The sequence below is a fragment of the Vibrio sp. MarTm2 genome, assembly GCF_027587055.1.
GTDB classification, from domain to species: Bacteria; Pseudomonadota; Gammaproteobacteria; order Enterobacterales; family Vibrionaceae; genus Vibrio; species Vibrio sinaloensis_D.
Genome location: NZ_JAPPTK010000011.1, coordinates 40500 through 64134, shown reverse-complemented (window position 1 = coordinate 64134; position 23635 = coordinate 40500). Strand labels below are relative to the sequence as shown.

26 protein-coding genes are annotated in these 23635 nt (G+C 46.2%); 16 read left to right on the top strand and 10 right to left on the bottom strand.

Annotated features, from left to right (window positions below; translation table 11 throughout):
• Positions 1–55 precede the first annotated feature (55 nt).
• From accB to OH458_RS17700, 6 genes are all read left to right on the top strand, one after another.
• Positions 56–520, top strand: a complete 465-nt coding sequence (accB, locus tag OH458_RS17725; protein ID WP_038139190.1) for an acetyl-CoA carboxylase biotin carboxyl carrier protein — start codon at positions 56–58, stop codon at positions 518–520.
• A gap of 15 nt (positions 521–535) precedes the next feature.
• Positions 536–1879: an acetyl-CoA carboxylase biotin carboxylase subunit gene (gene accC, locus OH458_RS17720; protein WP_269979312.1), complete on the top strand. Its 1344-nt coding sequence runs from the start codon at positions 536–538 to the stop codon at positions 1877–1879.
• Between the two features lie 136 nt (positions 1880–2015).
• Positions 2016–2903, top strand: a complete 888-nt coding sequence (gene prmA / locus OH458_RS17715) for a 50S ribosomal protein L11 methyltransferase (protein ID WP_269979311.1) — start codon at positions 2016–2018, stop codon at positions 2901–2903.
• Positions 2904–3041: 138 nt separating this feature from the next.
• The gene (gene dusB / locus OH458_RS17710) at positions 3042–4004 is read left to right on the top strand and encodes a tRNA dihydrouridine synthase DusB (protein WP_039484529.1); all 963 of its coding nucleotides are present in this window, start codon (positions 3042–3044) and stop codon (positions 4002–4004) included.
• 73 nt (positions 4005–4077) lie between these two features.
• A complete protein-coding gene (gene fis, locus OH458_RS17705; RefSeq protein ID WP_000462885.1) occupies positions 4078–4374 on the top strand; it encodes a DNA-binding transcriptional regulator Fis in 297 nt (98 codons plus the stop codon).
• A 203-nt stretch (positions 4375–4577) separates the two neighbouring features.
• Positions 4578–5555 (top strand): GGDEF domain-containing protein, encoded by a 978-nt coding sequence (locus OH458_RS17700; protein ID WP_269979310.1) that lies wholly within the window; start codon positions 4578–4580, stop codon positions 5553–5555.
• Here the strand turns inward: OH458_RS17700 and zntR are convergent.
• Both zntR and OH458_RS17690 read right to left on the bottom strand, forming a co-directional pair.
• The gene (gene zntR, locus OH458_RS17695; RefSeq protein ID WP_005471139.1) at positions 5542–5997 is read right to left on the bottom strand and encodes a Zn(2+)-responsive transcriptional regulator; all 456 of its coding nucleotides are present in this window, start codon (positions 5995–5997) and stop codon (positions 5542–5544) included. The genes OH458_RS17700 and zntR overlap by 14 nt on opposite strands.
• Before the next feature lie 7 nt (positions 5998–6004).
• Entirely contained in the window at positions 6005–6274 is a 270-nt protein-coding gene (locus tag OH458_RS17690) for a hypothetical protein (RefSeq protein WP_072036399.1), read from the bottom strand.
• Here OH458_RS17690 and purH point away from each other — a divergent pair.
• Complete coding sequence (gene purH / locus OH458_RS17685; protein WP_269979309.1) at positions 6273–7865, top strand: bifunctional phosphoribosylaminoimidazolecarboxamide formyltransferase/IMP cyclohydrolase; 1593 nt, start codon at positions 6273–6275, stop codon at positions 7863–7865. The genes OH458_RS17690 and purH overlap by 2 nt on opposite strands.
• A 282-nt stretch (positions 7866–8147) precedes the next feature.
• A complete protein-coding gene (gene purD / locus OH458_RS17680; protein WP_269979308.1) occupies positions 8148–9437 on the top strand; it encodes a phosphoribosylamine--glycine ligase in 1290 nt (429 codons plus the stop codon).
• 71 nt (positions 9438–9508) lie between these two features.
• Here purD and OH458_RS17675 read toward each other — a convergent pair whose 3' ends face one another.
• From OH458_RS17675 to OH458_RS17665, 3 genes are all read right to left on the bottom strand, one after another.
• Entirely contained in the window at positions 9509–10204 is a 696-nt protein-coding gene (locus OH458_RS17675) for a DUF1481 domain-containing protein (protein ID WP_038192686.1), read from the bottom strand.
• Positions 10205–10286: 82 nt separating this feature from the next.
• Complete coding sequence (hupA, locus tag OH458_RS17670; RefSeq protein WP_005470906.1) at positions 10287–10559, bottom strand: nucleoid-associated protein HU-alpha; 273 nt, start codon at positions 10557–10559, stop codon at positions 10287–10289.
• A gap of 229 nt (positions 10560–10788) precedes the next feature.
• Complete coding sequence (locus OH458_RS17665) at positions 10789–10932, bottom strand: hypothetical protein (protein ID WP_005471052.1); 144 nt, start codon at positions 10930–10932, stop codon at positions 10789–10791.
• 23 nt (positions 10933–10955) lie between these two features.
• Between OH458_RS17665 and OH458_RS17660 the strand changes: the two genes are divergently transcribed.
• Complete coding sequence (locus OH458_RS17660) at positions 10956–12053, top strand: CNNM domain-containing protein (protein WP_269979307.1); 1098 nt, start codon at positions 10956–10958, stop codon at positions 12051–12053.
• Positions 12054–12119: 66 nt separating this feature from the next.
• Here the strand turns inward: OH458_RS17660 and OH458_RS17655 are convergent, their stop codons facing one another.
• Positions 12120–12707 (bottom strand): YjaG family protein, encoded by a 588-nt coding sequence (locus OH458_RS17655; RefSeq protein WP_005471016.1) that lies wholly within the window; start codon positions 12705–12707, stop codon positions 12120–12122.
• A 72-nt stretch (positions 12708–12779) separates the two neighbouring features.
• Between OH458_RS17655 and OH458_RS17650 the strand changes: the two genes are divergently transcribed.
• Positions 12780–13706, top strand: a complete 927-nt coding sequence (locus OH458_RS17650; protein WP_269979306.1) for a D-2-hydroxyacid dehydrogenase — start codon at positions 12780–12782, stop codon at positions 13704–13706.
• Between the two features lie 10 nt (positions 13707–13716).
• A complete protein-coding gene (locus OH458_RS17645; RefSeq protein ID WP_269979305.1) occupies positions 13717–14301 on the top strand; it encodes a uracil-DNA glycosylase family protein in 585 nt (194 codons plus the stop codon).
• 37 nt (positions 14302–14338) lie between these two features.
• Here the strand turns inward: OH458_RS17645 and OH458_RS17640 are convergent, their stop codons facing one another.
• The 4 genes from OH458_RS17640 to OH458_RS17625 form a co-directional block, all read right to left on the bottom strand.
• Complete coding sequence (locus tag OH458_RS17640) at positions 14339–15505, bottom strand: nucleotide sugar dehydrogenase (RefSeq protein ID WP_269979304.1); 1167 nt, start codon at positions 15503–15505, stop codon at positions 14339–14341.
• 147 nt (positions 15506–15652) lie between these two features.
• Entirely contained in the window at positions 15653–17299 is a 1647-nt protein-coding gene (groL, locus tag OH458_RS17635) for a chaperonin GroEL (protein ID WP_269979303.1), read from the bottom strand.
• A 74-nt stretch (positions 17300–17373) separates the two neighbouring features.
• Positions 17374–17664 carry a co-chaperone GroES gene (locus tag OH458_RS17630; protein WP_005471099.1) on the bottom strand — a complete coding sequence of 97 codons (291 nt, stop codon included), beginning with the start codon at positions 17662–17664 and terminating at the stop codon, positions 17374–17376.
• 249 nt (positions 17665–17913) lie between these two features.
• Positions 17914–18246, bottom strand: coding sequence for a DUF3135 domain-containing protein (locus tag OH458_RS17625; protein WP_269979302.1), 333 nt, complete (start codon positions 18244–18246; stop codon positions 17914–17916).
• Positions 18247–18644: 398 nt separating this feature from the next.
• Between OH458_RS17625 and OH458_RS17620 the strand changes: the two genes are divergently transcribed.
• From OH458_RS17620 to OH458_RS17600, 5 genes are all read left to right on the top strand, one after another.
• On the top strand, positions 18645–19778 hold the full coding sequence (locus OH458_RS17620) for a polysaccharide export protein (RefSeq protein ID WP_269979301.1): 1134 nt from the start codon (positions 18645–18647) through the stop codon (positions 19776–19778).
• Between the two features lie 59 nt (positions 19779–19837).
• Positions 19838–20278, top strand: a complete 441-nt coding sequence (locus OH458_RS17615; RefSeq protein WP_039627205.1) for a low molecular weight protein-tyrosine-phosphatase — start codon at positions 19838–19840, stop codon at positions 20276–20278.
• Positions 20279–20315: 37 nt separating this feature from the next.
• Positions 20316–22478: a polysaccharide biosynthesis tyrosine autokinase gene (locus tag OH458_RS17610; protein ID WP_269979300.1), complete on the top strand. Its 2163-nt coding sequence runs from the start codon at positions 20316–20318 to the stop codon at positions 22476–22478.
• 143 nt (positions 22479–22621) lie between these two features.
• Entirely contained in the window at positions 22622–22882 is a 261-nt protein-coding gene (locus OH458_RS17605) for a hypothetical protein (RefSeq protein ID WP_269979299.1), read from the top strand.
• 91 nt (positions 22883–22973) lie between these two features.
• Entirely contained in the window at positions 22974–23633 is a 660-nt protein-coding gene (locus OH458_RS17600; protein ID WP_269979298.1) for a YjbF family lipoprotein, read from the top strand.
• The last annotated feature ends 2 nt before the right edge of the window (positions 23634–23635 follow it).

Sequence of the window (23635 nt, the reverse complement as noted above, 5' to 3'; positions counted from 1 at the left end):
TCACTCTGCAGCTCTATTGAGCTGTCTTATTCACAAGATAAAAGAGAAAGAAAAGATGGATATCCGTAAAATCAAGAAGCTTATCGAGTTAGTAGAAGAGTCTGGCATTGCTGAGCTAGAAATCTCTGAAGGTGAAGAGTCGGTACGCATCAGTCGTAGCGGCAGCGCAGCACCTGCAGCGCCAATTCATTACGCAGCAGCGCCAGCACCTGTAGCAGCTCCTGCTCCAGCGGCAGCACCGGCACCTGCCGCAGCTCCAGAAGCAGCAGCGCCAGCGACACCAGCGGGTCATCAAGTTCTTTCTCCAATGGTAGGTACTTTCTACCGTTCTCCAAGCCCAGACTCAAAAGCATTCATTGAAGTGGGTCAATCTGTTAACGCTGGCGACACACTATGTATCGTTGAAGCAATGAAAATGATGAACCAAATCGAAGCTGACAAGTCTGGCGTAGTAACAGCTATCTTAGTTGATGACGGCCAACCAGTTGAATTCGACCAACCACTTGTTGTTATCGAATAATAGAGGCTCTCTCTTATGCTAGATAAATTAGTCATCGCGAACCGAGGTGAAATCGCACTTCGAATTCTTCGCGCATGTAAAGAATTAGGCATCAAAACGGTTGCTGTTCACTCAACAGCAGACCGCGACCTAAAACACGTCCTATTGGCAGACGAGACCGTGTGTATCGGTCCTGCTCGCGGTATCGACAGCTACCTGAACATCCCGCGCATCATTTCTGCAGCAGAAGTGACAGGCGCTGTAGCGATTCACCCAGGTTACGGTTTCTTATCTGAAAACGCAGATTTTGCCGAGCAAGTAGAGCGCAGCGGCTTTATTTTTGTGGGTCCTAAAGCCGACACCATCCGCATGATGGGTGACAAAGTGTCTGCGATCACGGCAATGAAGAAAGCTGGCGTTCCTTGTGTTCCTGGCTCTGACGGTCCGCTTGATAACGATGAAGTGAAGAACAAAGCGCACGCGAAACGCATCGGCTACCCAGTGATCATCAAAGCCTCTGGTGGCGGCGGCGGTCGCGGTATGCGTGTGGTTCGTAGCGAAGGCGAGCTAATTGAAGCAATCGCAATGACGCGCGCAGAAGCAAAAGCGGCATTCAACAACGACATGGTTTACATGGAGAAATTCCTAGAAAACCCTCGTCACGTTGAAGTTCAAGTGATTGCTGACGGTCAAGGCGGTGCTATCCACCTAGGTGAACGTGACTGTTCTATGCAGCGTCGTCACCAAAAAGTTGTCGAAGAAGCGCCCGCTCCAGGTATTACTGAAGAAATGCGTAAGTACATCGGTGAACGTTGTACTCGTGCGTGTCTAGAAATCGGTTACCGCGGCGCAGGTACATTCGAATTCCTATACGAAAACGGCGAATTCTACTTCATCGAAATGAACACTCGTATTCAGGTTGAGCACCCAGTGACTGAAATGGTCACAGGCGTCGACCTAATCAAAGAGCAGCTGCGTGTTGCAGCGGGTCAACCTCTGTCATTTACGCAAGATGACATCAAGATTCGCGGCCATGCGATTGAGTGTCGTATCAACGCGGAAGATCCAGAGCGCTTCCTACCGTCTCCGGGTAAGATTGAACGCTTCCATGCACCAGGCGGCATGGGAGTACGTTGGGAATCGCACATCTACACGGGCTACACAGTCCCACCTCACTACGATTCAATGATCGGTAAACTGATCACATTCGGTGAGAACCGTGACGTAGCGATTGCTCGTATGAAGAACGCTCTAGGTGAAATGATTGTTGAAGGCATCAAGACTAACGTGCCTCTGCAAGAAATGATTATGAATGACGAGAACTTCCAGCACGGCGGTGCGAACATTCATTACCTAGAGAAAAAACTGGGTCTGCAATAAACCTAGATTCTCTCGCTTAAACAAATGCTCACTTCGGTGGGCATTTTTGTTTAGGGCATTTAATAACCTATAAAAATGGCCAATTTCTGCTACACTCTGCGCCAAATCACATCAATCAAGTAAAGAGCTGATACTCATGCCTTGGATTCAAATCAAACTCAACGCGACCAATGATAACGCTGAACAGATCGGCGATATGTTAATGGAAGAAACGGGCGCCCTTTCTGTTACCTTTCTAGATGCTCACGATACCCCTGTATTCGAGCCTCTACCGGGTGAGACACGCTTGTGGGGTGATACTGATATCCTTGCACTTTATGATGCAGAGGCTGACACCAACTTCATCATTGAGCAAACTAAGCTCAGCGGTTTACTTCCTGAAGGCTTTGCTTACAAAGTTGAGCAACTTGAGGATAAAGACTGGGAACGCGAGTGGATGGATAACTTCCACCCAATGAAATTTGGTGAGCGTCTATGGATTTGCCCAAGCTGGCGTGACATCCCTGAGCCTGACGCGGTCAACGTAATGTTAGACCCAGGTTTGGCCTTTGGTACTGGGACTCACCCTACTACGGCTCTCTGTCTTGAATGGCTAGAAGGCTTAGATTTAACGGGTAAAACCGTCATCGACTTTGGCTGCGGATCGGGCATTCTCGCGATCGCTGCGATCAAGCTGGGTGCTGAGAAAGTTATCGGGATCGATATTGATCCTCAAGCATTGCTCGCCTCTAAAGACAATGCCGAGCGTAATGGCGTTGCTGAGCAACTGGAAGTGTTCCTTCCTCAAGATCAACCTGAAGGACTGATCGCCGACGTTGTGGTAGCGAACATCCTAGCGGGTCCTCTGCGCGATCTTTCGCCAATAATTAAGTCATTGGTTAAGCCAAATGGTGAGCTGGCAATGTCCGGTGTTTTGGATACGCAGGCGGAAGATGTTGCTAACTATTACCGTGACGAGCTTCACATTGATCCTATCAAAGAGCAGAGTGAATGGTGTCGCATCTCTGGTCGCAAGCAAGGCTAGACAAGACTTTGCGAGTTAATTGACTGATTTTTGGGCATTTTGCGAAAACAATTTGTAAATGCTCAAATATTAGTCTTTTCACGGCGCTAAAAAATGCGTAAAATGCGCGCCCTTACTGGTCCTAAGCTGTTTGATATTTTGAAAATCGGAAATTACCAACTTAAGAACAATCTCATCGTTGCCCCTATGGCAGGTGTGACGGATAGACCATTCCGAGAGTTGTGTCTCCGCTATGGTGCGGGTATGGCCGTCAGTGAAATGATGTCGTCTAATCCGAAACTATGGAAAACCTCAAAATCAAAGCAGCGCATGGTACATGAAGGCGAATCGGGCATTCGCTCTGTACAGATTGCGGGTGCTGACCCACAGCTTATGGCCGACGCTGCTCAGTTTAGTGTTGAAAACGGTGCGCAAATCATCGATATCAACATGGGCTGTCCAGCCAAAAAAGTGAATAAAAAGCTAGCCGGCTCTGCGCTACTACAGTATCCAGATATCATCGAAGATATCCTGAAAGCTGTGGTGAATGCAGTCGATGTTCCTGTGACATTAAAAACCCGTACTGGCTGGGATACAGACAACAAAAACTGTGTCCAAATCGCTAAATTAGCCGAAGACTGCGGCATACAAGCTCTCGCCCTTCACGGACGTACCAAAGCATGTATGTACAAAGGCGAGGCCGAATACGACAGCATTAAAGCGGTCAAACAAGCGATCTCTATTCCGGTTATTGCTAACGGTGATATCGATAGCCCAGAGAAAGCAAAATTTGTCTTAGAGTATACTGGGGCAGACGCTTTGATGATTGGACGCCCTGCCCAAGGTCGTCCGTGGATTTTTCAGGAAATCCAACACTTTTTGGAAAACGGCACGACGATGCCTGATCTTCCCCTTGCGGAAGTGAAAGACATCCTGCTTGGTCATGTGAATGCGCTCCATGAGTTTTATGGCGAGTATTTAGGTCCACGTATCGCGCGTAAGCACGTGGGTTGGTACCTAAAAGAACATGAACAAGCAAGTGAGTTTCGCCGTACCTTCAATGCCATCGATGTAGCAGAGCTGCAACTTGAAGCATTAGAAGGTTATTTTGATTTAGCCTAAATATTTGCGGCGATTGCTGCAGGTATGACGGGTTTAACGTTGCATCATAATTAAGAGAAGAGCTAGACCGAATATGTTCGAACAAAATCTGACTTCAGAAGCATTAACAGTAACTACAGTAACGTCACAAGACCAGATTACTCAAAAGCCTTTACGTGACTCTGTTAAAGCATCTCTTAAAAACTACTTGGCACAGCTAAACGGCCAAGAAGTAACAGAGCTATACGAATTAGTTCTAGCTGAAGTTGAACAGCCACTACTAGATACTATCATGCAGTACACTCGCGGTAACCAAACTCGCGCAGCAACGATGATGGGTATCAACCGCGGTACTCTTCGCAAGAAACTTAAGAAATACGGCATGAACTAATTCGTTAGTGCATTATTTCTGACGTTGGAAAAGCCGAATCTTACCGATTCGGCTTTTTCTTTTCTGTTGGTCCGAAATTTTGTAGCTCGTACCGAACGTAGTACTTATTGACTAAATTATAATCAAAGTGTGATCTATTGAGATTGATCACAACAAACACCCTTATATAATGGTCAGTTCTTTGGTGATCTGGATTGAACTACATGATTGATATGCAACGGGAAGAATGGCTCCAGCTATTGCTGAATGAGCTCCCCGAACAGCTATTTGTACTCGATCAATATGGTCAATTTGTCGAAGGGTTTGGTGGTACGTTCCACGCAACTCGCCTAGATACGTCAAAGACAAGCTCTCTGAGCACGACTCTCAGCAAGCCTAAAGCAGAAGAATTACTGCAAGCACTCAACAGTGTCCTTAAATCTCAGAAACCAAGCGTCATTCAATACGCCATTTCGCCTCTCGACTGCCAACAGCTCTCAATTGAAGAGTTGGATCAACTGCATGGTGAAGCCTGGTTTGAAGCGACAATCAAGCCGCTTTGCACGCTTGCAGGTAAGCAATATGTTTTGTGGCAAGAACGAGATATCACCGATGCTCATCAGCGTGAGCAAACTTTAAAGCGTCTCTCTGAAACGGATGAACTGACTAAGGTTCTCAACCGCCGAGCTTTCATGTTAGAGCTCGATCAAGCCTTTATGGCAGCCAGACAAGCTAAAGAGCACGTCAGTTGCTTGATGATCGACATCGACCATTTTAAAGAGATCAATGATCAAGTGGGTCACTTATCGGGAGATGAGGTGATCGCTCACGTCGCACGCATCTGCCAACAGCAGATTCGTTCTAGCGATGCTATTGGCCGATTAGGAGGAGAAGAGTTTGGCATCATGCTCAGCAAGATTGGCGCAATTCAAGCCTATGATATTGCTGAACGTATTCGTGAATCGATCGAAATGACGCCTTGTGAGGTAGATGGCAAACTGATTTATCCTACGGTCAGTATTGGTATTGCCGAAGCTGACGACACGCTTTCTGATGTCAAAACCTTGTTGGTTCAAGCAGACAAAGCCATGTACTACTCCAAGCATACTGGCCGCAATCAGGTCACGATCTATTATGCCAACCTGCCCGATATGAAAATCGACTCGGACAGCAATAAAACCAAAATCCTTATCGCTTCTTAACTTGAGCCACCTCGTCACAGCACGATTCGCTGTGTCGCTCATCGTCCGCCAACGCACCAAGTATCGAGCAATGACTCGCATCATCATCTACGTGGCCGCAGCAAGCATCATTTATCTTCCGTAACGCACTGCGAATTCTGGTCAATTCACGGATCTTCTCATCAATCAGCCTCAATTTGGCCGTAGTGATCGCTTTTACCTCAGCGCAACTGTGCTCGGTTGCCTCAAGTTTTATCTCTAAAAGCTCTTTAATTTCATCCAAACTCAAGCCTAAATCTTTTGCTTTCAAGATGAAGCTGACTTGCCGCTGATTTTCTTCATTGTACAAGCGATAGCCCGATTCACTGCGGCCTGCGGGGTTTATTAGCTGATTTTTCTCATAAAATCGAAGCGTATCTGCAGTCACACCGCAGCGTTTCGCCAATTCACCAATCTGAAACATAATTGTCCTAATTAACGTTTTCGTTACGTTTAAAGCCAAAGAGCGAGTTATTTGCAATTATTTTTGCGATGCCAAACGATTGCGCGAGCTTTTTTGTAATAAATTGGTTAGAATACGCGCCATCAATCTCAGAGACTGTTTCAATAGCAATAGTGCTAACAAAGGTCTTTACCAAAACTGGCCAATATTTTACTGCTAATTCAACGAGCAAAGTAAAAACAAGTTCATTTTTGGCAAACATCTTTATCTTACTGTGACTTTGAGGAAATAGAAGCATGAGTAACGCTCGTCCTATTCGCCGCGCACTTATCAGCGTATCAGACAAAACTGGCATTGTAGAATTCGCTCAGGCACTCGCTGAACGCGGTGTCGATATTCTATCTACTGGTGGTACGGCTCGCCTACTGGCAGAAAAAGGCATCTCTGTAACGGAAGTCTCTGACTACACTGGCTTCCCTGAAATGATGGACGGCCGCGTTAAAACTCTACATCCTAAAGTTCACGGTGGTGTTCTAGGTCGCCGTGGTCAAGATGACGACGTAATGGAAAAGCACGGCATCAACCCAATCGACATGGTTGTGGTAAACCTTTACCCATTTGCAGAAACAGTAGCAAAAGAAGGCTGCACTCTAGCGGACGCAGTTGAGAACATCGACATCGGCGGCCCAACAATGGTTCGCTCTGCAGCGAAGAACCACAAAGACGTAACTATCGTGGTTAATGCACACGACTACGACCGCGTTATCGCTGAAATGGACGCGAACGACACGTCTCTTACACTAGACACTCGCTTTGACCTAGCTATCGCAGCGTTTGAGCACACAGCGTCTTACGATGGCATGATCGCTAACTACTTCGGCACTATGGTTCCTTCTTACGGAGAGAACAAAGAGGGTGACGAAGAGTCTAAATTCCCACGTACTTTCAACCAGCAATTCGAGAAAAAGCAGGACATGCGCTACGGTGAAAATAGCCACCAAGCAGCCGCTTTCTACGTTGAATCAAACCCTGAAGAAGCATCAGTATCTACTGCTCGCCAAATCCAAGGCAAAGCCCTTTCTTACAACAACATCGCTGACACTGACGCAGCTCTTGAGTGTGTGAAAGAGTTCGACGAGCCCGCTTGTGTCATCGTTAAACACGCAAACCCATGTGGTGTAGCACTAGGTAAAGACATCCTAGAAGCTTACGACCGCGCATATAAGACTGACCCAACGTCAGCATTTGGCGGCATCATCGCGTTCAACCAAGAACTAGACGCAGCAACAGCATCTGCAATCGTTGAACGTCAATTCGTTGAAGTCATCATCGCACCATCTGTTTCAGCAGAAGCAGTTGAAGTAGTAGCAGCTAAGAAGAACGTGCGTCTACTTGAGTGTGGCGAGTGGACAACTAAGACCACTGGCTTTGACGTGAAACGCGTGAATGGCGGTCTACTGGTTCAAGACCGTGACCAAGGCATGGTAAGCCTAGACGACCTAAAAGTGGTTTCTAAGCGCCAGCCAACCGAAGAAGAGCTGAAAGATGCGCTATTCTGCTGGAAAGTTGCGAAATACGTGAAATCAAACGCGATTGTTTACTCGAAGGGTGACATGACAATCGGTGTGGGCGCAGGCCAAATGAGCCGCGTGTACTCAGCGAAAATCGCAGGCATCAAAGCGGCGGACGAAGGTCTACAAGTTGAAGGCTGTGTAATGGCATCTGATGCATTCTTCCCATTCCGTGACGGTATCGACGCGGCGGCTGAAGCGGGCATCAAGTGTGTGATTCAACCAGGCGGCTCTATGCGTGATGATGAAGTTATTGCAGCAGCAGACGAACACGGCATGGCGATGATCTTTACCGGAATGCGTCACTTCCGCCACTAATTTTCTCTTCGTATTTGGCACTGTGGCGTCGTTAACTGCTTTCGCCCACCCCGGTCACATAGCTGGCTATGCTCCCGGAGATGGGCTCAATTGTTGCCTAGCCACAGCACCAACTACTTTGAGTAAAACTTAATACTTAGCTTTTTAATATTTGAAATATTTAAACTGCGCAGAGCAAGTCAGTGGTTTTAGTTCAAGGAAAACACGCGGAGCTTATGACTATAAGTGAGCATGTTTGACACAGAAATAAAGACACTGACGCAGCTATAAGGATTTTAAAACATGAATGTATTGATTATTGGTGCCGGCGGTCGTGAGCATGCACTAGGCTGGAAAGCTGCACAAAACCCAAATGTTGAGACAGTATTTGTTGCACCTGGTAATGCAGGTACAGCGCTTGAGCCAAAGCTTGAGAATGTAAACATCGGCGTTGAAGCAATTTCTGAACTGGTTGCTTTTGCGCAAGAGAAGAAAATCGAGCTGACAATTGTTGGCCCTGAAGCGCCACTAGTTATCGGTGTGGTTGACGCTTTCCGCGAAGCAGGTCTACCAATCTTTGGCCCAACCGAAGCGGCTGCACAGCTAGAAGGCTCAAAAGCATTCACTAAAGACTTCCTAGCGCGCCACAAGATCCCAACAGGCGCTTACGCAAACTTCACTGAGATTGAACCTGCTCTAGCTTACGTCCGTGCGCAAGGTGCGCCTATCGTAGTTAAAGCTGACGGCCTTGCGGCAGGTAAAGGCGTTATCGTTGCGATGACTCTTGAAGAAGCAGAAGATGCAATCAAAGACATGCTAGCGGGCAACGCCTTCGGCGAAGCAGGCAGCCGCGTGGTTATCGAAGAGTTCCTTGAAGGTGAAGAAGCAAGTTTCATCGTGATGGTCGATGGCAAAAGCGTTCTACCAATGGCCACCAGCCAAGACCACAAACGCGTAGGCGATAAAGATACTGGCCCTAACACTGGCGGCATGGGTGCATACTCTCCTGCTCCTGTGGTAACGCCTGAAATCCACGAGCGTATCCTTGAAGAAGTTATCTACCCAACGGTACGTGGTATGGACGCTGAAGGCGCGCCATACACAGGCTTCCTATACGCAGGTCTTATGATTGACAAAGACGGCACGCCGAAAGTTATCGAGTACAACTGCCGCTTCGGTGACCCAGAAACGCAGCCGATCATGATGCGCATGGAGTCTGACCTTGTTGAGCTATGCTTGATGGCTATCGATGAGAAACTCGATGAAGCAGAGTCTAAATGGGATCCTCGCGCGTCTATCGGTGTTGTCCTCGCTGCTGGCGGTTATCCTGCTGACTACGCCAAGGGGGATGTTATCTCTCTACCAGCGGCAGAAGCAGAAGGTGAAAAGATTTTCCACGCGGGTACTGCAAATAACGCTGCGGGTGAAGTTGTGACTAATGGCGGTCGTGTACTGTGTGCAACAGCACTAGGTAATAGCGTCTCAGAAGCGCAAGAGAAAGCTTACGCACTGGCTAAGCAGGTTAGTTGGAATGGTATGTTCCACCGCAACGACATCGGCTACCGTGCGATTGCACGTGAGCAAGAGAAGTAGACAGCAATTTCAGTTGGCACATTAGGTAAAAGGCGCTCTTTATGAGCGCCTTTTTGATCTCGATAGTCGGTTTATTCTTCGATTAAATTCGGACGCTCAATACAATCTTGGCTATCTTCTGCCAGCATCAAGAGCTCTTTGACCGTCACTTTGTTTCCGCGAGTTGATCCTAAAAGCGCAATGTAGTTGTCGACTGAAGACAAACGATCAACAACGAAGCTAGGCAAAGTCTGGTTGAACTCGATCGTTGAGTAGTTATTCTCTGAACAGGTTTCAAAAGTACTGCCATCCCAATACCCTTGGATAAGCTCAAGGCCATCTTTTTCCTGCTGCTTACTAATGGTTGCGATATCAAGCGCTTCTTGTTTCAGCCATGCCAACTTATCACGACTGACGGGCAATACTCGTCCATCTAATCGATACTGCTGATAAACCGCCTCACCATTCTTGTTAAAACGCACATGAATTCGGTACGACACCAACTCTTGGTCATCGTTACGTTGCTCACCTTCACGCACCAGTTCGCGCAACTGAGCTTCTGACCAACGGTAACTGGTTTTATACCAGCCATAATCGCCTGCCGTAACATAATCTGCTGCGGTAAATGGATTGGAAAGCCGCTCTGTGTACCAATATAGGCTAGTGGCGTCGCCCATAGAGCGCCCACCAGTATATTCAGAGAACTGTTCAAGGTTTGCCGTTGACGGACCGGATGAACAACCAGTCACAAGAACGCCAACCAGTGCTGACAATAAAATTTTCTTCATAATAAAAATATACGCCAAGATAGAGGCTACCTTGGCGTATTTTAAACAATTCCAGCAAAAAACTCTGGAGTCGTTGTATTAATTATTTTACGGCGTCTTTCAGCGCTTTACCTGATACAAACGCAGGAACGTTTGCTGCAGCGATTTGGATCTCTTCACCAGTCTTTGGGTTACGACCAGTACGAGCTGCACGGTGGTTAACTTTGAATGTACCAAAACCAATTAGTTGAACTTGGTCACCCTCTTTAAGTGCATCAGTCACACCATCAAGAGTTGCTTCAAGAGCAGCTTTAGCTTGCGCTTTAGATAGGTCTGCTTTCTCTGCGATAAAGTCGATTAATTGGGTCTTGTTCATTAGGTTTCCCTTCTCATATGTTATCGAATTCAACTCACTCTAAAGCATAAATGCCCCATCTGGCAAAGGTTTGTAAGCGATCTTTCGCTCTCATGACGTACTTTTAACCATAATCTGAGTATTAACTCACAATTTGTTACCAGCCAGAGCGAATTGATCCCTTGTTTTTAACCATTTTCGACCTTATTTATAGCTTGCTCAAAGCCTGAGAAGCTTGATTTTACAGGCATTAGAGCGGATAAAAACCAATCAGACCAGGTTTATAAAGCGTGAAAATCCCGTTGGCTTGAATACCAATTTCGGTCGTGATACTGGCACCGTTTTCGGGTATAACAAGAATACCAAGCCCGACTCGCTGAGAAGTGTCGGTCATACATTAATCTTCATAGGAAAGTTATGTTTCTGCTAGCTCTATACGTCTCTGTTGCCATTGGCGTATCGTTTGTTTGCTCTGTGTTAGAGGCGGTGCTTCTAAGTATTTCACCTAGCTATATTGCTCAATTGCGCCAGCAAGGGCACCCTGCGGCAGAGGCTTTAACCAAGCTCAAAACCGATATCGACCGACCACTGGCCTCAATTTTAACCCTGAATACTATCGCTCATACCATTGGTGCAGCGATTGCTGGTGCACAGGCAGCTGCCGTATTTGGTAGCCAGTGGTTAGGGGTTTTCTCTGCGGTCCTGACGTTTGCTGTCTTACTCCTGTCTGAAATCGTGCCAAAAACGATAGGTGCAACGTACTGGCGTCAACTCGCGCCTACAGCCGCGACCACATTGCGTTGGATGGTATGGGCGCTGACTCCATTTGTCTGGTTCTCGGAACAAATCACCAAACGCTTGGCTAGCGGTCATGAAGCGCCAAAAATGCGTGATGAACTGTCTGCGATGGCAATTCTAGCCAAAGAGAGTGGTGAGTTTGCAGAGGGTGAAACCAAAATCCTAAACAATCTATTGGGCATCCAAGATGTCCCTGTGACACAAGTGATGACTCCTCGCCCTGTCGTTTTCCGAGTAGACGCAGAGATGAGTATCAACCAATTCTTGAGCGAGTATCGCGATACTCCATTCTCACGACCTTTGGTTTACAGTCAGTCAACAGACAACATCATTGGCTTTGTACATCGTTTGGAGCTGTTCAAGCTACAACAAAGCGGCTGTGGTGAAAAACAACTTGGTTCGGTGATGCGTCCAGTGCATGTGCTACTGAATACGATTGTGCTACCGAAAGCGTTCGAACAGATGATGGCGAACCGTTTTCAGCTGGCGATGATTGTCGATGAATATGGCACGGTTCAAGGTATATTGACCCTAGAAGATATTTTCGAACACTTAGTCGGAGAAGAAATTGTCGACGAAGCCGATCGCACCACAGACATGCAAGAGCTGGCTTTTGAGCGCTGGGAAAAGTGGAAAGAGCGCCACGGGGTAATCGAGAATCGTGACGACGATGATGACGAGTCGGACGACCAAAACTCGAAGAAAGAAGACTACTAAAACAAAAGGGTTGATGTCATGCATCAACCCTTTTGCTATCAAACATTAACAGAGCAAGAGAGCCCCCTACACCGCAATACCGATATTACTCACGCCTTCATCTTTAAGCTCAGCGCGCAGGTCTTTGATCAACTCAATATCACGCTCTTGCGCATCCTTCAACGGACGGAAGATGGCCCACTGCACGTCCCACTCAGCACAAACAGCTTCATTATCTTTTTGATTCTCGTTGGTAATTTCTTCGCCCGTTTGAGCTTCTTCTAGCTGTGCTACCGTCATCACCGATTGTTGACTGAGTTTTTGCATGTTTTCATACAAGTAATCGCGGTCCAGCAAGCCGTGAATTAGCGTCGACAAACCTACACAAGCATCAATGGCTGGGTAAACCCCGTAAAAATCGAAATCTTCAGAGCTAGGAATGATCTCTTCTAACTTTTCAAGCTGGCGCTCAAAATTCACTTTAGCGGTTTTCACCGTCAGTTGCTCCCAGATGCTATCTAGGATATCCCGGTAAATTCTCGCTTCAGCAAACTCTGTCGTTTGGCAAAACATGGCATAGTTTGGATACATGCGTTCACATAGACACGCCATAAAGGTAATCTGTTTCCAGGGTTCAAACTTCTCAAGGCGAAGTTGAAGAGGATTCTGTAGCATAACGACTCTTAGGGTCTGTTGAAATAAACAGCGAAAGTGTACTTGATAACCAGCAGGGAAAAAAGCAAGCCGATGAACAATTTCACTTATAAAGTGTATCTTCTGACGGAAGATGACTCGAAGTACCAAGCGTTACTCGAACAAGCCAATTTGCCAGACTTAGAGATCAGCACCTCTCGCGAAGAGGCGAATATACTATTGGCCTCTCCTCCACTCGCCTCATCGCAGATTGAACAGTTTCCCAATGTTGAGTGGATTCAATCCATATTCGCAGGAGTTGACGCACTGCTTCCGTCTTTAGATGAGTTTAGTGGTGAATTAACCAATGTGAAAGGCATCTTCGGCCAGCAAATATCGGAATACGTACTCGGCTATCTTATTCAGCATCAGCGCCACTTTAAGCACTACGCCAAGCAACAAGAAGCATCGACTTGGCACCCTATACCTTATCAATCACTGAACCATTTAAAGATGGTGGTTCTTGGAACAGGCTCGATTGGCAGCTATTTGGCCACTACCGCCAAAGCGTTCGGCATTCATGTCTCAGGGGTAAATCGCAGTGGTATTCCCGCCAAAAACAGTCCATTTGATACCACCTACCATATCCAAGAGTTGGCTACGGCGTTCAAAAACGCCGATGTCATTGTTAACACCCTGCCGAACACGCCAGAAACCCATCATATTTTCAATCAAGAAAGTCTGAGCTACTGCAGTCAAGCCTTGCTGTTTAATGTTGGCCGAGGGAGTGCTGTTGACGAATCGGCACTATTGGACGCATTAGATAACCAAAAGCTTGCTCACGCTTACTTAGATGTGTTCGATACGGAGCCCCTACCTAATGAACACCCTTTCTGGGCTCGCCGCGACATCACCATTACCCCGCACATAGCTGCCTTAAGCTTTCCTGAACAAGTCTTTGATATCTTTACTAAAAACTTCCAAAGATGGCGAGATGGGTTTGCGCTACTAAACCAAGTAAATATCGACAAAGGTTATTAAGCGGCCCAGCATGAGCAAACTAGAACAACTTTTATATCAAGTTAGACAATGCGATATCTGCGAGCCTCACTTAGAGCATGGCTGTAACCCCGTCATCCAAGCAAGCCCATCAGCAAAGCTGCTAATTATAGGTCAGGCACCAGGCCTGAAAGTGCATCGAACCTCCATTCCTTGGAATGACCCCAGCGGTGATAGACTCAGGGAGTGGTTACAGTTGGACAAAGCCCAGTTTTACGACGCGAAACAAATTGCGATTATGCCGATGGGGCTTTGCTACCCAGGGAAAGGAAAAAGCGGCGACCTACCCCCAAGAAAAGAGTGCGCTCCAACTTGGCATAGTGCAATTCTAGAGCAGTTACCAAACGTCGGCATGACGCTACTCATCGGGCAATATGCGCAAAATTACTATCTGAGAGATAAACCCAAAACGTTGACAGAAACTGTTAAGGACTGGCACCGATGGGCACCTCATTACCTGCCTTTACCTCATCCGTCGCCGAGAAACACGCTGTGGCTAAAAAGAAACCCGTGGTTTGAAGAGGAAGTGGTTCCGTATATAAGGCAATATGTTCATCAGCATCTCAAAAACAAATAAAGCTCCACTTGGAGCTTTATTTTGTTAAGGGGTTTATCTAGTCAGAACCAAACAAATCGCGGGTGTATACTTTGTCTGCCACGTCGGCCAACTCTTCAGCCATGCGATTGGAAACAATAACATCCGACTGCGCTTTAAACGCTTCCAAGTCGCGAATGACCTTGGAGTGGAAAAACTCGTCTTCTTCCAGCACAGGTTCATAAACCACAACAGTAATCCCTTTCGCTTTCAGTCGCTTCATAATGCCTTGGATGGATGAGGCTCTGAAGTTATCTGACCCAGCTTTCATAATTAAGCGATATATGCCGACAACTTTTGGATCTCGTTTTATGATTGAGTCCGCCACAAAATCTTTGCGCGTTCGGTTTGCGTCAACGATTGCGCCAATAATGTTGTTTGGAACTTCTTGGTAATTCGCAAGTAGCTGCTTAGTATCTTTCGGCAAACAGTAGCCACCATAGCCAAATGAAGGGTTATTATAATGGTTGCCAATACGCGGGTCTAAACCAACCCCTTGGATGATTTGGCGGGTATCCAAGCCATGCGCTTCAGCGTAGGAGTCCAGTTCATTGAAGTAAGCAACTCGCATAGCAAGATAGGTATTGGAGAACAACTTAACTGCTTCAGCTTCAGTTGAGTTAGTCAGCAGAACTTCAATATCCTGCTTCTGTGCCCCTTCAACCAACAGATCGGCAAACTCTTGTGCGCGCTCACTTTGCTCGCCTACGATAATACGTGATGGATGTAAGTTGTCGTAAAGCGCCTTGCCTTCGCGAAGAAATTCCGGAGAGAAAATCAGATTGTCACAGCCAAATTCTTGTTTAATACGTTCGGTATAACCAACTGGAACGGTTGACTTAATGATCATCACTGCATCAGGGTTGATCAAAATGACATCTTTAATCACAGATTCCACTGACGAAGTATTGAAGTAGTTTGTCACCGGATCGTAATCAGTCGGTGTCGCAATCACCACAAAACGAGCATCTTGATAGGCGAGTTGCTTATCCGTGGTCGCAACAAAGTTTAGCGACCGGTTGGTAATAAAGTCCTCTATCTCTACATCAACAATTGGCGAGACTTTGTTGTTCAATAACTCAACTTTCTTCTCTACAACATCTAACGCCACCACTTGATGGTTTTGCGCCAACAACATTGCATTGGACAGGCCAACATAGCCCGTACCCGCGACGGCAATTTTCATTGCTTACCCCGTTAATTTAATCAAACTAGCCTGCGATGCCGTTATGATAGCACCAACGCTACCCTCACAACAGATTAGGCTAACAGAAACAAAAAAGCGGAGACAAATGCCTCCGCTATACAGTTCGCTATAAGTAGCTGGTGATGATTACATCATGCCGCCCATGCCACCCATACCGCCCATGCCACCCATATCAGGCATTGCAGGCGCGTCTTTAGCTGGTAGGTCAGTCACCATCGCTTCTGTTGTGATCATAAGACCCGCTACTGATGCAGCAAATTGAAGTGCAGAGCGAGTTACTTTAGTTGGATCCAGAATGCCCATCTCGATCATGTCACCGTATTCACCCGTAGCTGCGTTGTAACCGTAGTTACCTTCGCCAGCACGTACGTTGTTAGCAACAACAGACTCTTCATCACCTGCGTTCTTAGTGATTTGACGAATTGGCGCTTCCATTGCACGTAGCGCAACACGGATCCCCACATTTTGCTCTTCGTTGTCACCTTCAAGGTTAGCCACTTTAGATGCTGCGCGAATCAGTGCGACACCACCACCAGCAACCACACCCTCTTCAACCGCTGCGCGAGTTGCGTGAAGTGCATCTTCGACGCGGTCTTTCTTCTCTTTCATTTCAACTTCAGTTGCTGCGCCAACTTTGATTACTGCAACACCACCAGCTAGCTTAGCTACGCGCTCTTGTAGTTTCTCTTTGTCGTAATCTGACGTTGCTTCTTCGATTTGCTGACGGATTTGACCAACACGACCTTGGATCATTGCTTCTTCACCCGCGCCATCGATGATGGTTGAGTTTTCTTTGGTGATAGTCACGCGCTTCGCTTGACCTAGGTCTTCTAGTACAACCTTCTCTAGCTCAAGACCAACTTCTTCAGAAATCACTGTACCGCCAGTTAGAATAGCGATGTCTTGTAGCATTGCTTTACGACGATCACCAAAACCAGGCGCTTTAACAGCCGCTACTTTCACGATGCCACGCATGTTGTTCACAACTAAAGTTGCTAGTGCTTCACCTTCTACATCTTCAGCAATGATTAGAAGTGGACGAGATGCTTTCGCTACTGCTTCTAACGTTGGCAGAAGCTCACGGATGTTCGACACTTTCTTATCGATAAGAAGGATGAATGGGCTTTCTAGGTCAACAGAACCTGCTTCTTGGTTGTTGATGAAGTAAGGAGAAAGGTAACCGCGATCAAACTGCATACCTTCAACGACGTCTAGCTCATCTTGTAGAGCCTGACCTTCTTCAACAGTGATAACGCCATCACGACCTACTTTTTCCATCGCTTCAGCGATAATGTTACCTACTGTTGCGTCAGAGTTCGCAGAGATAGTACCCACCTGTGCGATCGCTTTAGTATCAGCACATGGAACTGATAGCGCTTTTAGCTCTTCAACCGCAGCAACTACTGCTTTGTCGATGCCGCGCTTTAGATCCATTGGGTTCATGCCCGCAGCGACTGCTTTTAGGCCTTCGTTGACGATAGCTTGCGCTAGTACGGTTGCCGTTGTTGTACCGTCACCCGCCGCGTCATTTGCTTGAGAGGCGACTTCTTTTACCATTTGCGCGCCCATGTTTTGGAACTTGTCTTCAAGTTCGATTTCACGCGCTACAGAAACACCATCTTTAGTGATCGTTGGTGCACCGAAAGATTTGTCTAAAACTACGTTACGACCTTTAGGGCCTAACGTTACTTTTACTGCGTCCGCTAGAACGTTTACACCTTCTAGCATTTTAATACGTGCGTCGTTACCAAATTTAACGTCTTTAGCAGCCATCTTTAGTTTCCTTTCTAAATTCTTAGTTTTGATTAGCAGTTGAATCTGAGCAAAAAATTACTCAATGATTGCTATTACTCAACGATCGCCATGATGTCGTTTTCAGACATCACTAGCACTTCTTTACCGTCGATTTTTTCAGTCTTAGTGCCGTAGCCTTCAGCGAAGATAACCATGTCGCCAACTTTAACGTCCAATGGCAGCACTGTGCCGTTTTCTAGAATGCGGCCTTTGCCTACAGCTAGAACTACGCCGCGAGTTGATTTCTCTGCAGCTGAACCAGTCAAAACAATGCCGCCCGCTGATTTAGATTCAACTTCTTGGCGTTCTACGATAACTCGGTCGTGTAATGGACGAATGTTCATCGGTCGTCTCTCCTGAAATGTCTATGTTTGATTTGATAAGCGGCTTTGAAAGCCTTGTGATATCTATATGTGGGACGGTTTTAATAAACCCAAGGGCGCAGGAGAGATTTTTTGTGATCAAGCTCAGATAAGAAAGAAGTCAGAAAGGAGCAAAGGAAGAGCAAACTAGCGTAGCAATCTGCGAAGTGAAGGCGTTGCTGGCAAAGCTTAACGCCTAATCCTATCCATCAACGGCAAAGCGAATTAGGCTTATCGCCAAGAATCAAATGGAATGACTTCGGCATCTGATTTTGGTTCATCGTAGCCGTCTTGCTCAATCACATCTTGGAACTTGATCATTTGGGAAACAAGTTCTCTCATTAGAAGAACGTTTGCCTGATTAGGGTTTTTGCAATGGTTCACAACCCTATCGATATGGCTTTGCTGGGCCCAAAGCCGATCCTGCATGGCGTCGGACGCAGACAAAATCAGCTCTTCACACATATCCTGCTTAAATTGGCGAAATGCTTCTGGGTTTTGCTGCGCCAACTCAACTAACTCATCAAACGATGGGAGAGTTTGGTTTACTAGTGGTGAACTCATACTGCCTCCTTGGTGTTGACGCTTCTATCAACAAGATACAATAATAATAGTCGATAACAGGCAAACGCCCAGTCACTTCACCTCGCATCTTAATAATGAGACAAAAGTTCAAAGAGAAGGGGCTGCTTTCACTAAAGTAGGCCTTCATACTGATACTTCTCTATGCGTACTCACTCAAATCCGGAATCTTTCTCCCACTATTTATCCGTTCACAATTGCAGCAGCACTGAATGTATGGATAATTAGGTAATTAACCGTATGCATAGTACAATCGCCGCAAACACTTCTAGACAACAATTGTTTACAGAATATTGAAGTTTGGCATGTGCTTTTTATTTAAACTCTTCTATTACGACATGAAGGTTGTAATACATAATTAATTTAATGACTTAGCAAACATGGAATTTAAAAAAAAGCTTTTGCTTGCGATGGTAATCCCAGCGTTATTGGCAGGATGTACAACTCCAGGCTCACATCTCTCGACAGACAATAAAAACATCGTCGAAACAGAAACCAATCAAGAATCCACGGTTTCTGAACAAGTTAACCTCTATCCACTGACTGCTCAGACCGTTAGCACGCTGCCTAAAGAGCGCAGCTTTGTTTCCCAAGCCAACCCTGAATTAGATCAAATGATCGCCAACTACGAGTATCGAGTTGGCCCTGGCGATATATTGAATGTTACTGTATGGGATCACCCAGAACTTACAATTCCTGCAGGTTCATATCGCAGTGCTTCTGAAGCTGGTAACTGGGTGCACGCTGATGGCACCATATTTTATCCGTACATTGGTACTGTAGAAGTACAAGGCAAAACAGTGCGTGAAATCCGCAGTGACATTGCCCAACGTTTAGCTAAGTACTTAGAAAGCCCTCAGGTTGACGTCAATGTTGCCGCATTCCGCTCACAAAAGACTTACATTACTGGCGCAATATCCAAACCGGGTCAGCAAGCGATCACTAACATTCCCCTCACGCTATTGGATGCCATCAATCGCGCAGGTGGACTCGCAGAAGATGCAGATTGGCGCAATGTCACGCTTACGCGTAACGGGGTTGAAGAGTCTCTTTCACTTTATGCTCTTATGCAGCGTGGTGACCTAAAGCAAAATCGCCTATTGCAATCTGGCGACATCATCCACGTACCTCGTGACGACAATCAAAAAGTGTTTGTTATGGGTGAAGTGAATGATCCTAAACTGTTGAAAATGGATCGCGCTGGTATGAGTCTCACCGAGGCGCTCAGCAATGTGGGTGGTATTAATGAGCTATCAGCGGACGCAACAGGCGTATTTGTAATTCGCACAGCAGGTGACAAATCCGAACACCTTGCTGATATTTTCCAACTGAATATCAAAGATGCGTCCGCACTAGTGATTGGTACAGAGTTTGATCTTAAGCCTTACGATATTGTCTACGTTACCGCTGCGCCACTTACCCGTTGGAATCGCGTGATCAGTCAATTAATGCCAACAATCACTGGCTTTAACGAGCTTACCGAAGGTGCATTACGTATCAAGACTTGGCCGTAATATCCAGTTGAATTAAATGGAGCTCCCGGCAAGCTAAACTCTTGCTGGGAAATGAAGATATGTTTAATAAAATTCTCGTCGTCTGTGTAGGCAACATTTGTCGCTCTCCAACTGGTGAGCGAGTTTTACAAAAATTACTTCCTGAAAAGCACATTGCTTCTGCCGGTATCGCCGCCGAAAAGAGTGGGCTTGTCGGTAAGTCTGCTGACAATATGGCAACGGAGCTTGCCGCAGAAAATGGCGTTGACTTAACTGGGCACCAAGCTCAACAACTTACCTCTTCACTGTGCGCCCAATACGACCTGATTTTGGTTATGGAAAAAGGACATATGGAAGCCTTGACCTCAATAGCACCAGAAGCTCGGGGAAAAACCATGCTATTCGGCCAATGGATTGGGCAACAGGACATACCCGACCCTTTCCGTCAAAGTCGAGAAGCCTTTGAACACGCTTACCAACTTATTGAAAAATCTGCAGAGGCATGGGCTAAAAAGCTCTAACTCCACGTTGCCAGGAATTAAAGAACCTTAATACATTATGACAACACAACAATCTCGACAAACAACCGATAATTCCTCTGATGAAATCGATCTAGGGAAATTGCTTGGAATTTTATTGGACGCGAAGTGGCTAATTATCGTTGTGACAGCCATTTTTGCCGTTGCTGGGGTAGCCATTGCTCTGCTTTCAGCTCCAATTTACAAAGCGGATGCTTTGATTCAGATAGAGCAAAAGAGTTCTGGTGGTATCTCCGCTATGGTCGGCGATATGGGGGAACTCTTTTCACAAGAATCTTCCGCGACTACCGAAATTGAAATTATTAAATCCCGCATGATCCTAGGTGATACGGTTGACAAGTTTAATCTTACGACCGTTGCCTCACCATCATACTTACCGCTTGTGGGTAAAGGCATTGCTCGTCTAAGTGGAGATCTCAATCGGATCACCATTAGCCGCTATGAACTACCTGACTACGCACTGGGGATGGAGCACAAACTCATCGTTCTTGATGCAGAGAAAAAACAGTATCAACTGGTGCGTGAAGATGAGCGCGTGGTTCTTGAAGGTACAGCAGGTAAACTCGCACAAAACGAAGACTACACTCTGTTTGTTACGGATCTTCAATCAAGCACTGGATTTGAATTTGGGATTGCCAAGCGCTCTCGTTTAGAAGCGATTGAATGGTTAAAGCGCAATCTTTCTATTAGCGAGCGCGGTAAGCAAACGGGTATTTTAAACCTTAGCTTTGAAGGTGAAGACCGCACATTAATCAGCGACATTCTGAACCATATTAGCCAAACCTATTTCTTGCAAAATGTTGAGCGTAACTCTGCTGAAGCAGAAAAAAGCTTAACGTTTTTAAAACAACATTTGCCGGAAATAAAAACGAACTTAACCTCTTCAGAAGATATCCTTAATCAATATCGTCAAGAGAACGAGTCGGTAGATTTAGGTCTTGAAGCGCAATCGACACTGAAAGTAATGGTGGAACTTGAAGCGCAGTTAAATGAGTTGACCTTTAAAGAAAGCGATATTAGCCAGCGCTTTACCAAAGATCACCCTGCGTACCGTTCACTGCTAGACAAACGTCAAACACTACTTAATGAAAAAGAGCGCCTCAATCAACAAGTACAAAAACTACCTAAGACTCAGCGCGAAATTCTTCGTATGACACGTGATGTGGAAGTAAACCAACAGATTTACATCCAACTACTCAACAAGGTTCAAGAGCTGAGCATTATCAAAGCTGGTACTGTGGGGAACGTACGCATCCTCGATTCCGCTCAAACTTACATGGTTCCAGTTAAGCCTAAGAAGCCATTGATTGCAGTACTTGCTACTCTATTGGGCGGTATGTTGAGCGTTGCCTTTGTATTGGTAAAAGCAGCGTTTCATCGTGGAGTTGAGAATCCAGATGAAATCGAACAGATTGGCCTATCGGTGTATGCAAGTGTGCCACGTTCAGAGATGCAAGAGAGCCTCTTTAGTAAGGTGAAGAAGAAACACCGAGACGGTCAAATGGCACTGCTCGCCGAAGCTAACCCTGCCGATCTTTCTGTAGAAGCCCTACGTGGTCTGCGTACTAGTTTGCACTTTGCCATGATGGAAGCAGACAATAATGTGTTAATGATTTCCGGCCCTGCTCCTGGTATTGGTAAGTCTTTTGTTTCAACTAACTTTGCCGCAGTCGCTGCCAAAACCGGTCAACGCGTACTATTGATTGATGCGGATATGCGTAAAGGCTACCTGCAGAAACCTTTTGGTTTAAAGTGGGACAATGGCTTGTCGGATCTACTTAGCGGCAAAATCGATACCGCACAATCAATAAAGACTACTTCCATAGAAAATCTGGATATCATTGCTCGCGGGCAAGTCCCGCCGAACCCATCTGAACTGCTAATGCATCGACGTTTCAAAGAGCTATTAGATTGGGCGAGCAGCGAGTATGACCTAGTTATTGTCGATACCCCACCAGTACTTGCAGTGACTGACCCGAGTATTGTTGGCGCACTTGCTGGCACGACATTGATGGTTGCGCGATTTGGCCAAAACACGGTCAAAGAGATCGATGTTGCACGCGACCGATTTGAAAAAGCGGGTATCGAAGTGAGAGGCGTGATCTTGAACGCTGTCGAGAAAAAGGCGTCTAGCTCTTATGGCTACGGTTACTACAACTATGCTTATAAGAGTGATAGCTAAACATAGCTGCGATAGCCTGCTGGTATGTAAAACAAGTTGTTAACTATTTTACACTTTGCCTGATGTCGCATAGAATAAGCAACGGAGTGATTAAAATTCCTCCAACATCGATGTTAAAACTGTAAATTTACAAGGATAATTTTATGAAGAATATTGCTCTAGCAATGTTAGTCGCACTTGGCATGTCTGCTGGTGCCTTCGCAAATACAGGCGCTGAAGTTGGTGCTGCGGGTGCAGGCGGTGCTGGTGGTGGTGCTGCAGGCGGTGCTGCTGCAGCTGGTGCTGCGGGCGGCGCAGCTGCAACAACAGCAGCGGTTACTGTTGCAGCTGCTGTAGGCGTTGGCGTTGTTGCTGTGGCTTCATCAGACAACGATGGTACTGATGGTACTGACGGCACTAACTAATCTGTAGTGTAAATCTCCAAACACCCTTAGCTACACTAAGGGTGTTTTTTTAGTTTTTTGTAATCACCTCTGTCATTGTCAGGACGAACAAATGACTCACCTTCGTAGTGCTCTCCTAATCCTATTTGTTTTTTTGTTATCAGGTTGCTCCCAACGGTTTCAAGATGTTAATTCGACACTTGATGAAGCTCTGTTTGGCTTTGACGATTTCACCCATGCTCAAGAACATGTCGCAGATCTGCCTTATGCCAGTATGTACGTGCGCATTAATCAGGGGCCGCAGCTATTTATGGTGCTTGCCTACGCAGAAACAAACCCTGTGACGGGTAATACCCAGCTAAAATGGTTTTCTAGCGACAAAGCAATGATCACTACAGAAAACGGCCGTATTGTCAAAACCAATCGCCTTCCTGGTGCCAATCTTGTTGGACTCTCTTCTTCTACCCAACTTGCTGTACCGACAAGCGACACAATAGCTTGGCAAGCAGAATATGATTGGCAACCGAATTACCATTTTTCTCAGCGTGCTCAAGTAGAAAGCTACCCTGTTGGTACAGGGGTGACGAAGTCCCTATTGTGGGAAAAACAGACCCGTCATATTAAAGAAGTTGTCACCTTCAATCACAGCCAACAAGTGATGGAAAACAATTACTGGATTGATGAGCGAGGTAACGTAGTAAAAAGCCATCAACAGTTAATCCCTCACCTTTTAGAAGTTGAGTTTGAAGTATTAAAGCCTTACGTTGAGTAATT

Excerpts from the sequence above, each read along its gene's own strand:
- OH458_RS17640 (WP_269979304.1), bottom strand. The coding sequence starts at position 15,505 with ATGAAAATTGCCGTCGCGGGTACGGGCTATGTTGGCCTGTCCAATGCA.
- OH458_RS17630 (WP_005471099.1), bottom strand. The coding sequence starts at position 17,664 with ATGAACATTCGTCCATTACACGACCGAGTTATCGTAGAACGCCAAGAA.
- OH458_RS17600 (WP_269979298.1), top strand. The coding sequence starts at position 22,974 with ATGACTCACCTTCGTAGTGCTCTCCTAATCCTATTTGTTTTTTTGTTA.
- groL (WP_269979303.1), bottom strand. The coding sequence starts at position 17,299 with ATGGCTGCTAAAGACGTTAAATTTGGTAACGACGCACGTATTAAAATG.
- accB (WP_038139190.1), top strand. The coding sequence starts at position 56 with ATGGATATCCGTAAAATCAAGAAGCTTATCGAGTTAGTAGAAGAGTCT.
- OH458_RS17605 (WP_269979299.1), top strand. The coding sequence starts at position 22,622 with ATGAAGAATATTGCTCTAGCAATGTTAGTCGCACTTGGCATGTCTGCT.
- accC (WP_269979312.1), top strand. The coding sequence starts at position 536 with ATGCTAGATAAATTAGTCATCGCGAACCGAGGTGAAATCGCACTTCGA.
- purD (WP_269979308.1), top strand. The coding sequence starts at position 8,148 with ATGAATGTATTGATTATTGGTGCCGGCGGTCGTGAGCATGCACTAGGC.
- OH458_RS17675 (WP_038192686.1), bottom strand. The coding sequence starts at position 10,204 with ATGAAGAAAATTTTATTGTCAGCACTGGTTGGCGTTCTTGTGACTGGT.
- OH458_RS17615 (WP_039627205.1), top strand. The coding sequence starts at position 19,838 with ATGTTTAATAAAATTCTCGTCGTCTGTGTAGGCAACATTTGTCGCTCT.
- prmA (WP_269979311.1), top strand. The coding sequence starts at position 2,016 with ATGCCTTGGATTCAAATCAAACTCAACGCGACCAATGATAACGCTGAA.
- hupA (WP_005470906.1), bottom strand. The coding sequence starts at position 10,559 with ATGAACAAGACCCAATTAATCGACTTTATCGCAGAGAAAGCAGACCTA.
- purH (WP_269979309.1), top strand. The coding sequence starts at position 6,273 with ATGAGTAACGCTCGTCCTATTCGCCGCGCACTTATCAGCGTATCAGAC.
- OH458_RS17665 (WP_005471052.1), bottom strand. The coding sequence starts at position 10,932 with ATGACCGACACTTCTCAGCGAGTCGGGCTTGGTATTCTTGTTATACCC.
- OH458_RS17690 (WP_072036399.1), bottom strand. The coding sequence starts at position 6,274 with ATGCTTCTATTTCCTCAAAGTCACAGTAAGATAAAGATGTTTGCCAAA.
- OH458_RS17700 (WP_269979310.1), top strand. The coding sequence starts at position 4,578 with ATGATTGATATGCAACGGGAAGAATGGCTCCAGCTATTGCTGAATGAG.
- OH458_RS17655 (WP_005471016.1), bottom strand. The coding sequence starts at position 12,707 with ATGCTACAGAATCCTCTTCAACTTCGCCTTGAGAAGTTTGAACCCTGG.
- OH458_RS17650 (WP_269979306.1), top strand. The coding sequence starts at position 12,780 with ATGAACAATTTCACTTATAAAGTGTATCTTCTGACGGAAGATGACTCG.
- OH458_RS17645 (WP_269979305.1), top strand. The coding sequence starts at position 13,717 with ATGAGCAAACTAGAACAACTTTTATATCAAGTTAGACAATGCGATATC.
- OH458_RS17625 (WP_269979302.1), bottom strand. The coding sequence starts at position 18,246 with ATGAGTTCACCACTAGTAAACCAAACTCTCCCATCGTTTGATGAGTTA.
- OH458_RS17610 (WP_269979300.1), top strand. The coding sequence starts at position 20,316 with ATGACAACACAACAATCTCGACAAACAACCGATAATTCCTCTGATGAA.
- OH458_RS17620 (WP_269979301.1), top strand. The coding sequence starts at position 18,645 with ATGGAATTTAAAAAAAAGCTTTTGCTTGCGATGGTAATCCCAGCGTTA.
- fis (WP_000462885.1), top strand. The coding sequence starts at position 4,078 with ATGTTCGAACAAAATCTGACTTCAGAAGCATTAACAGTAACTACAGTA.
- OH458_RS17660 (WP_269979307.1), top strand. The coding sequence starts at position 10,956 with ATGTTTCTGCTAGCTCTATACGTCTCTGTTGCCATTGGCGTATCGTTT.
- zntR (WP_005471139.1), bottom strand. The coding sequence starts at position 5,997 with ATGTTTCAGATTGGTGAATTGGCGAAACGCTGCGGTGTGACTGCAGAT.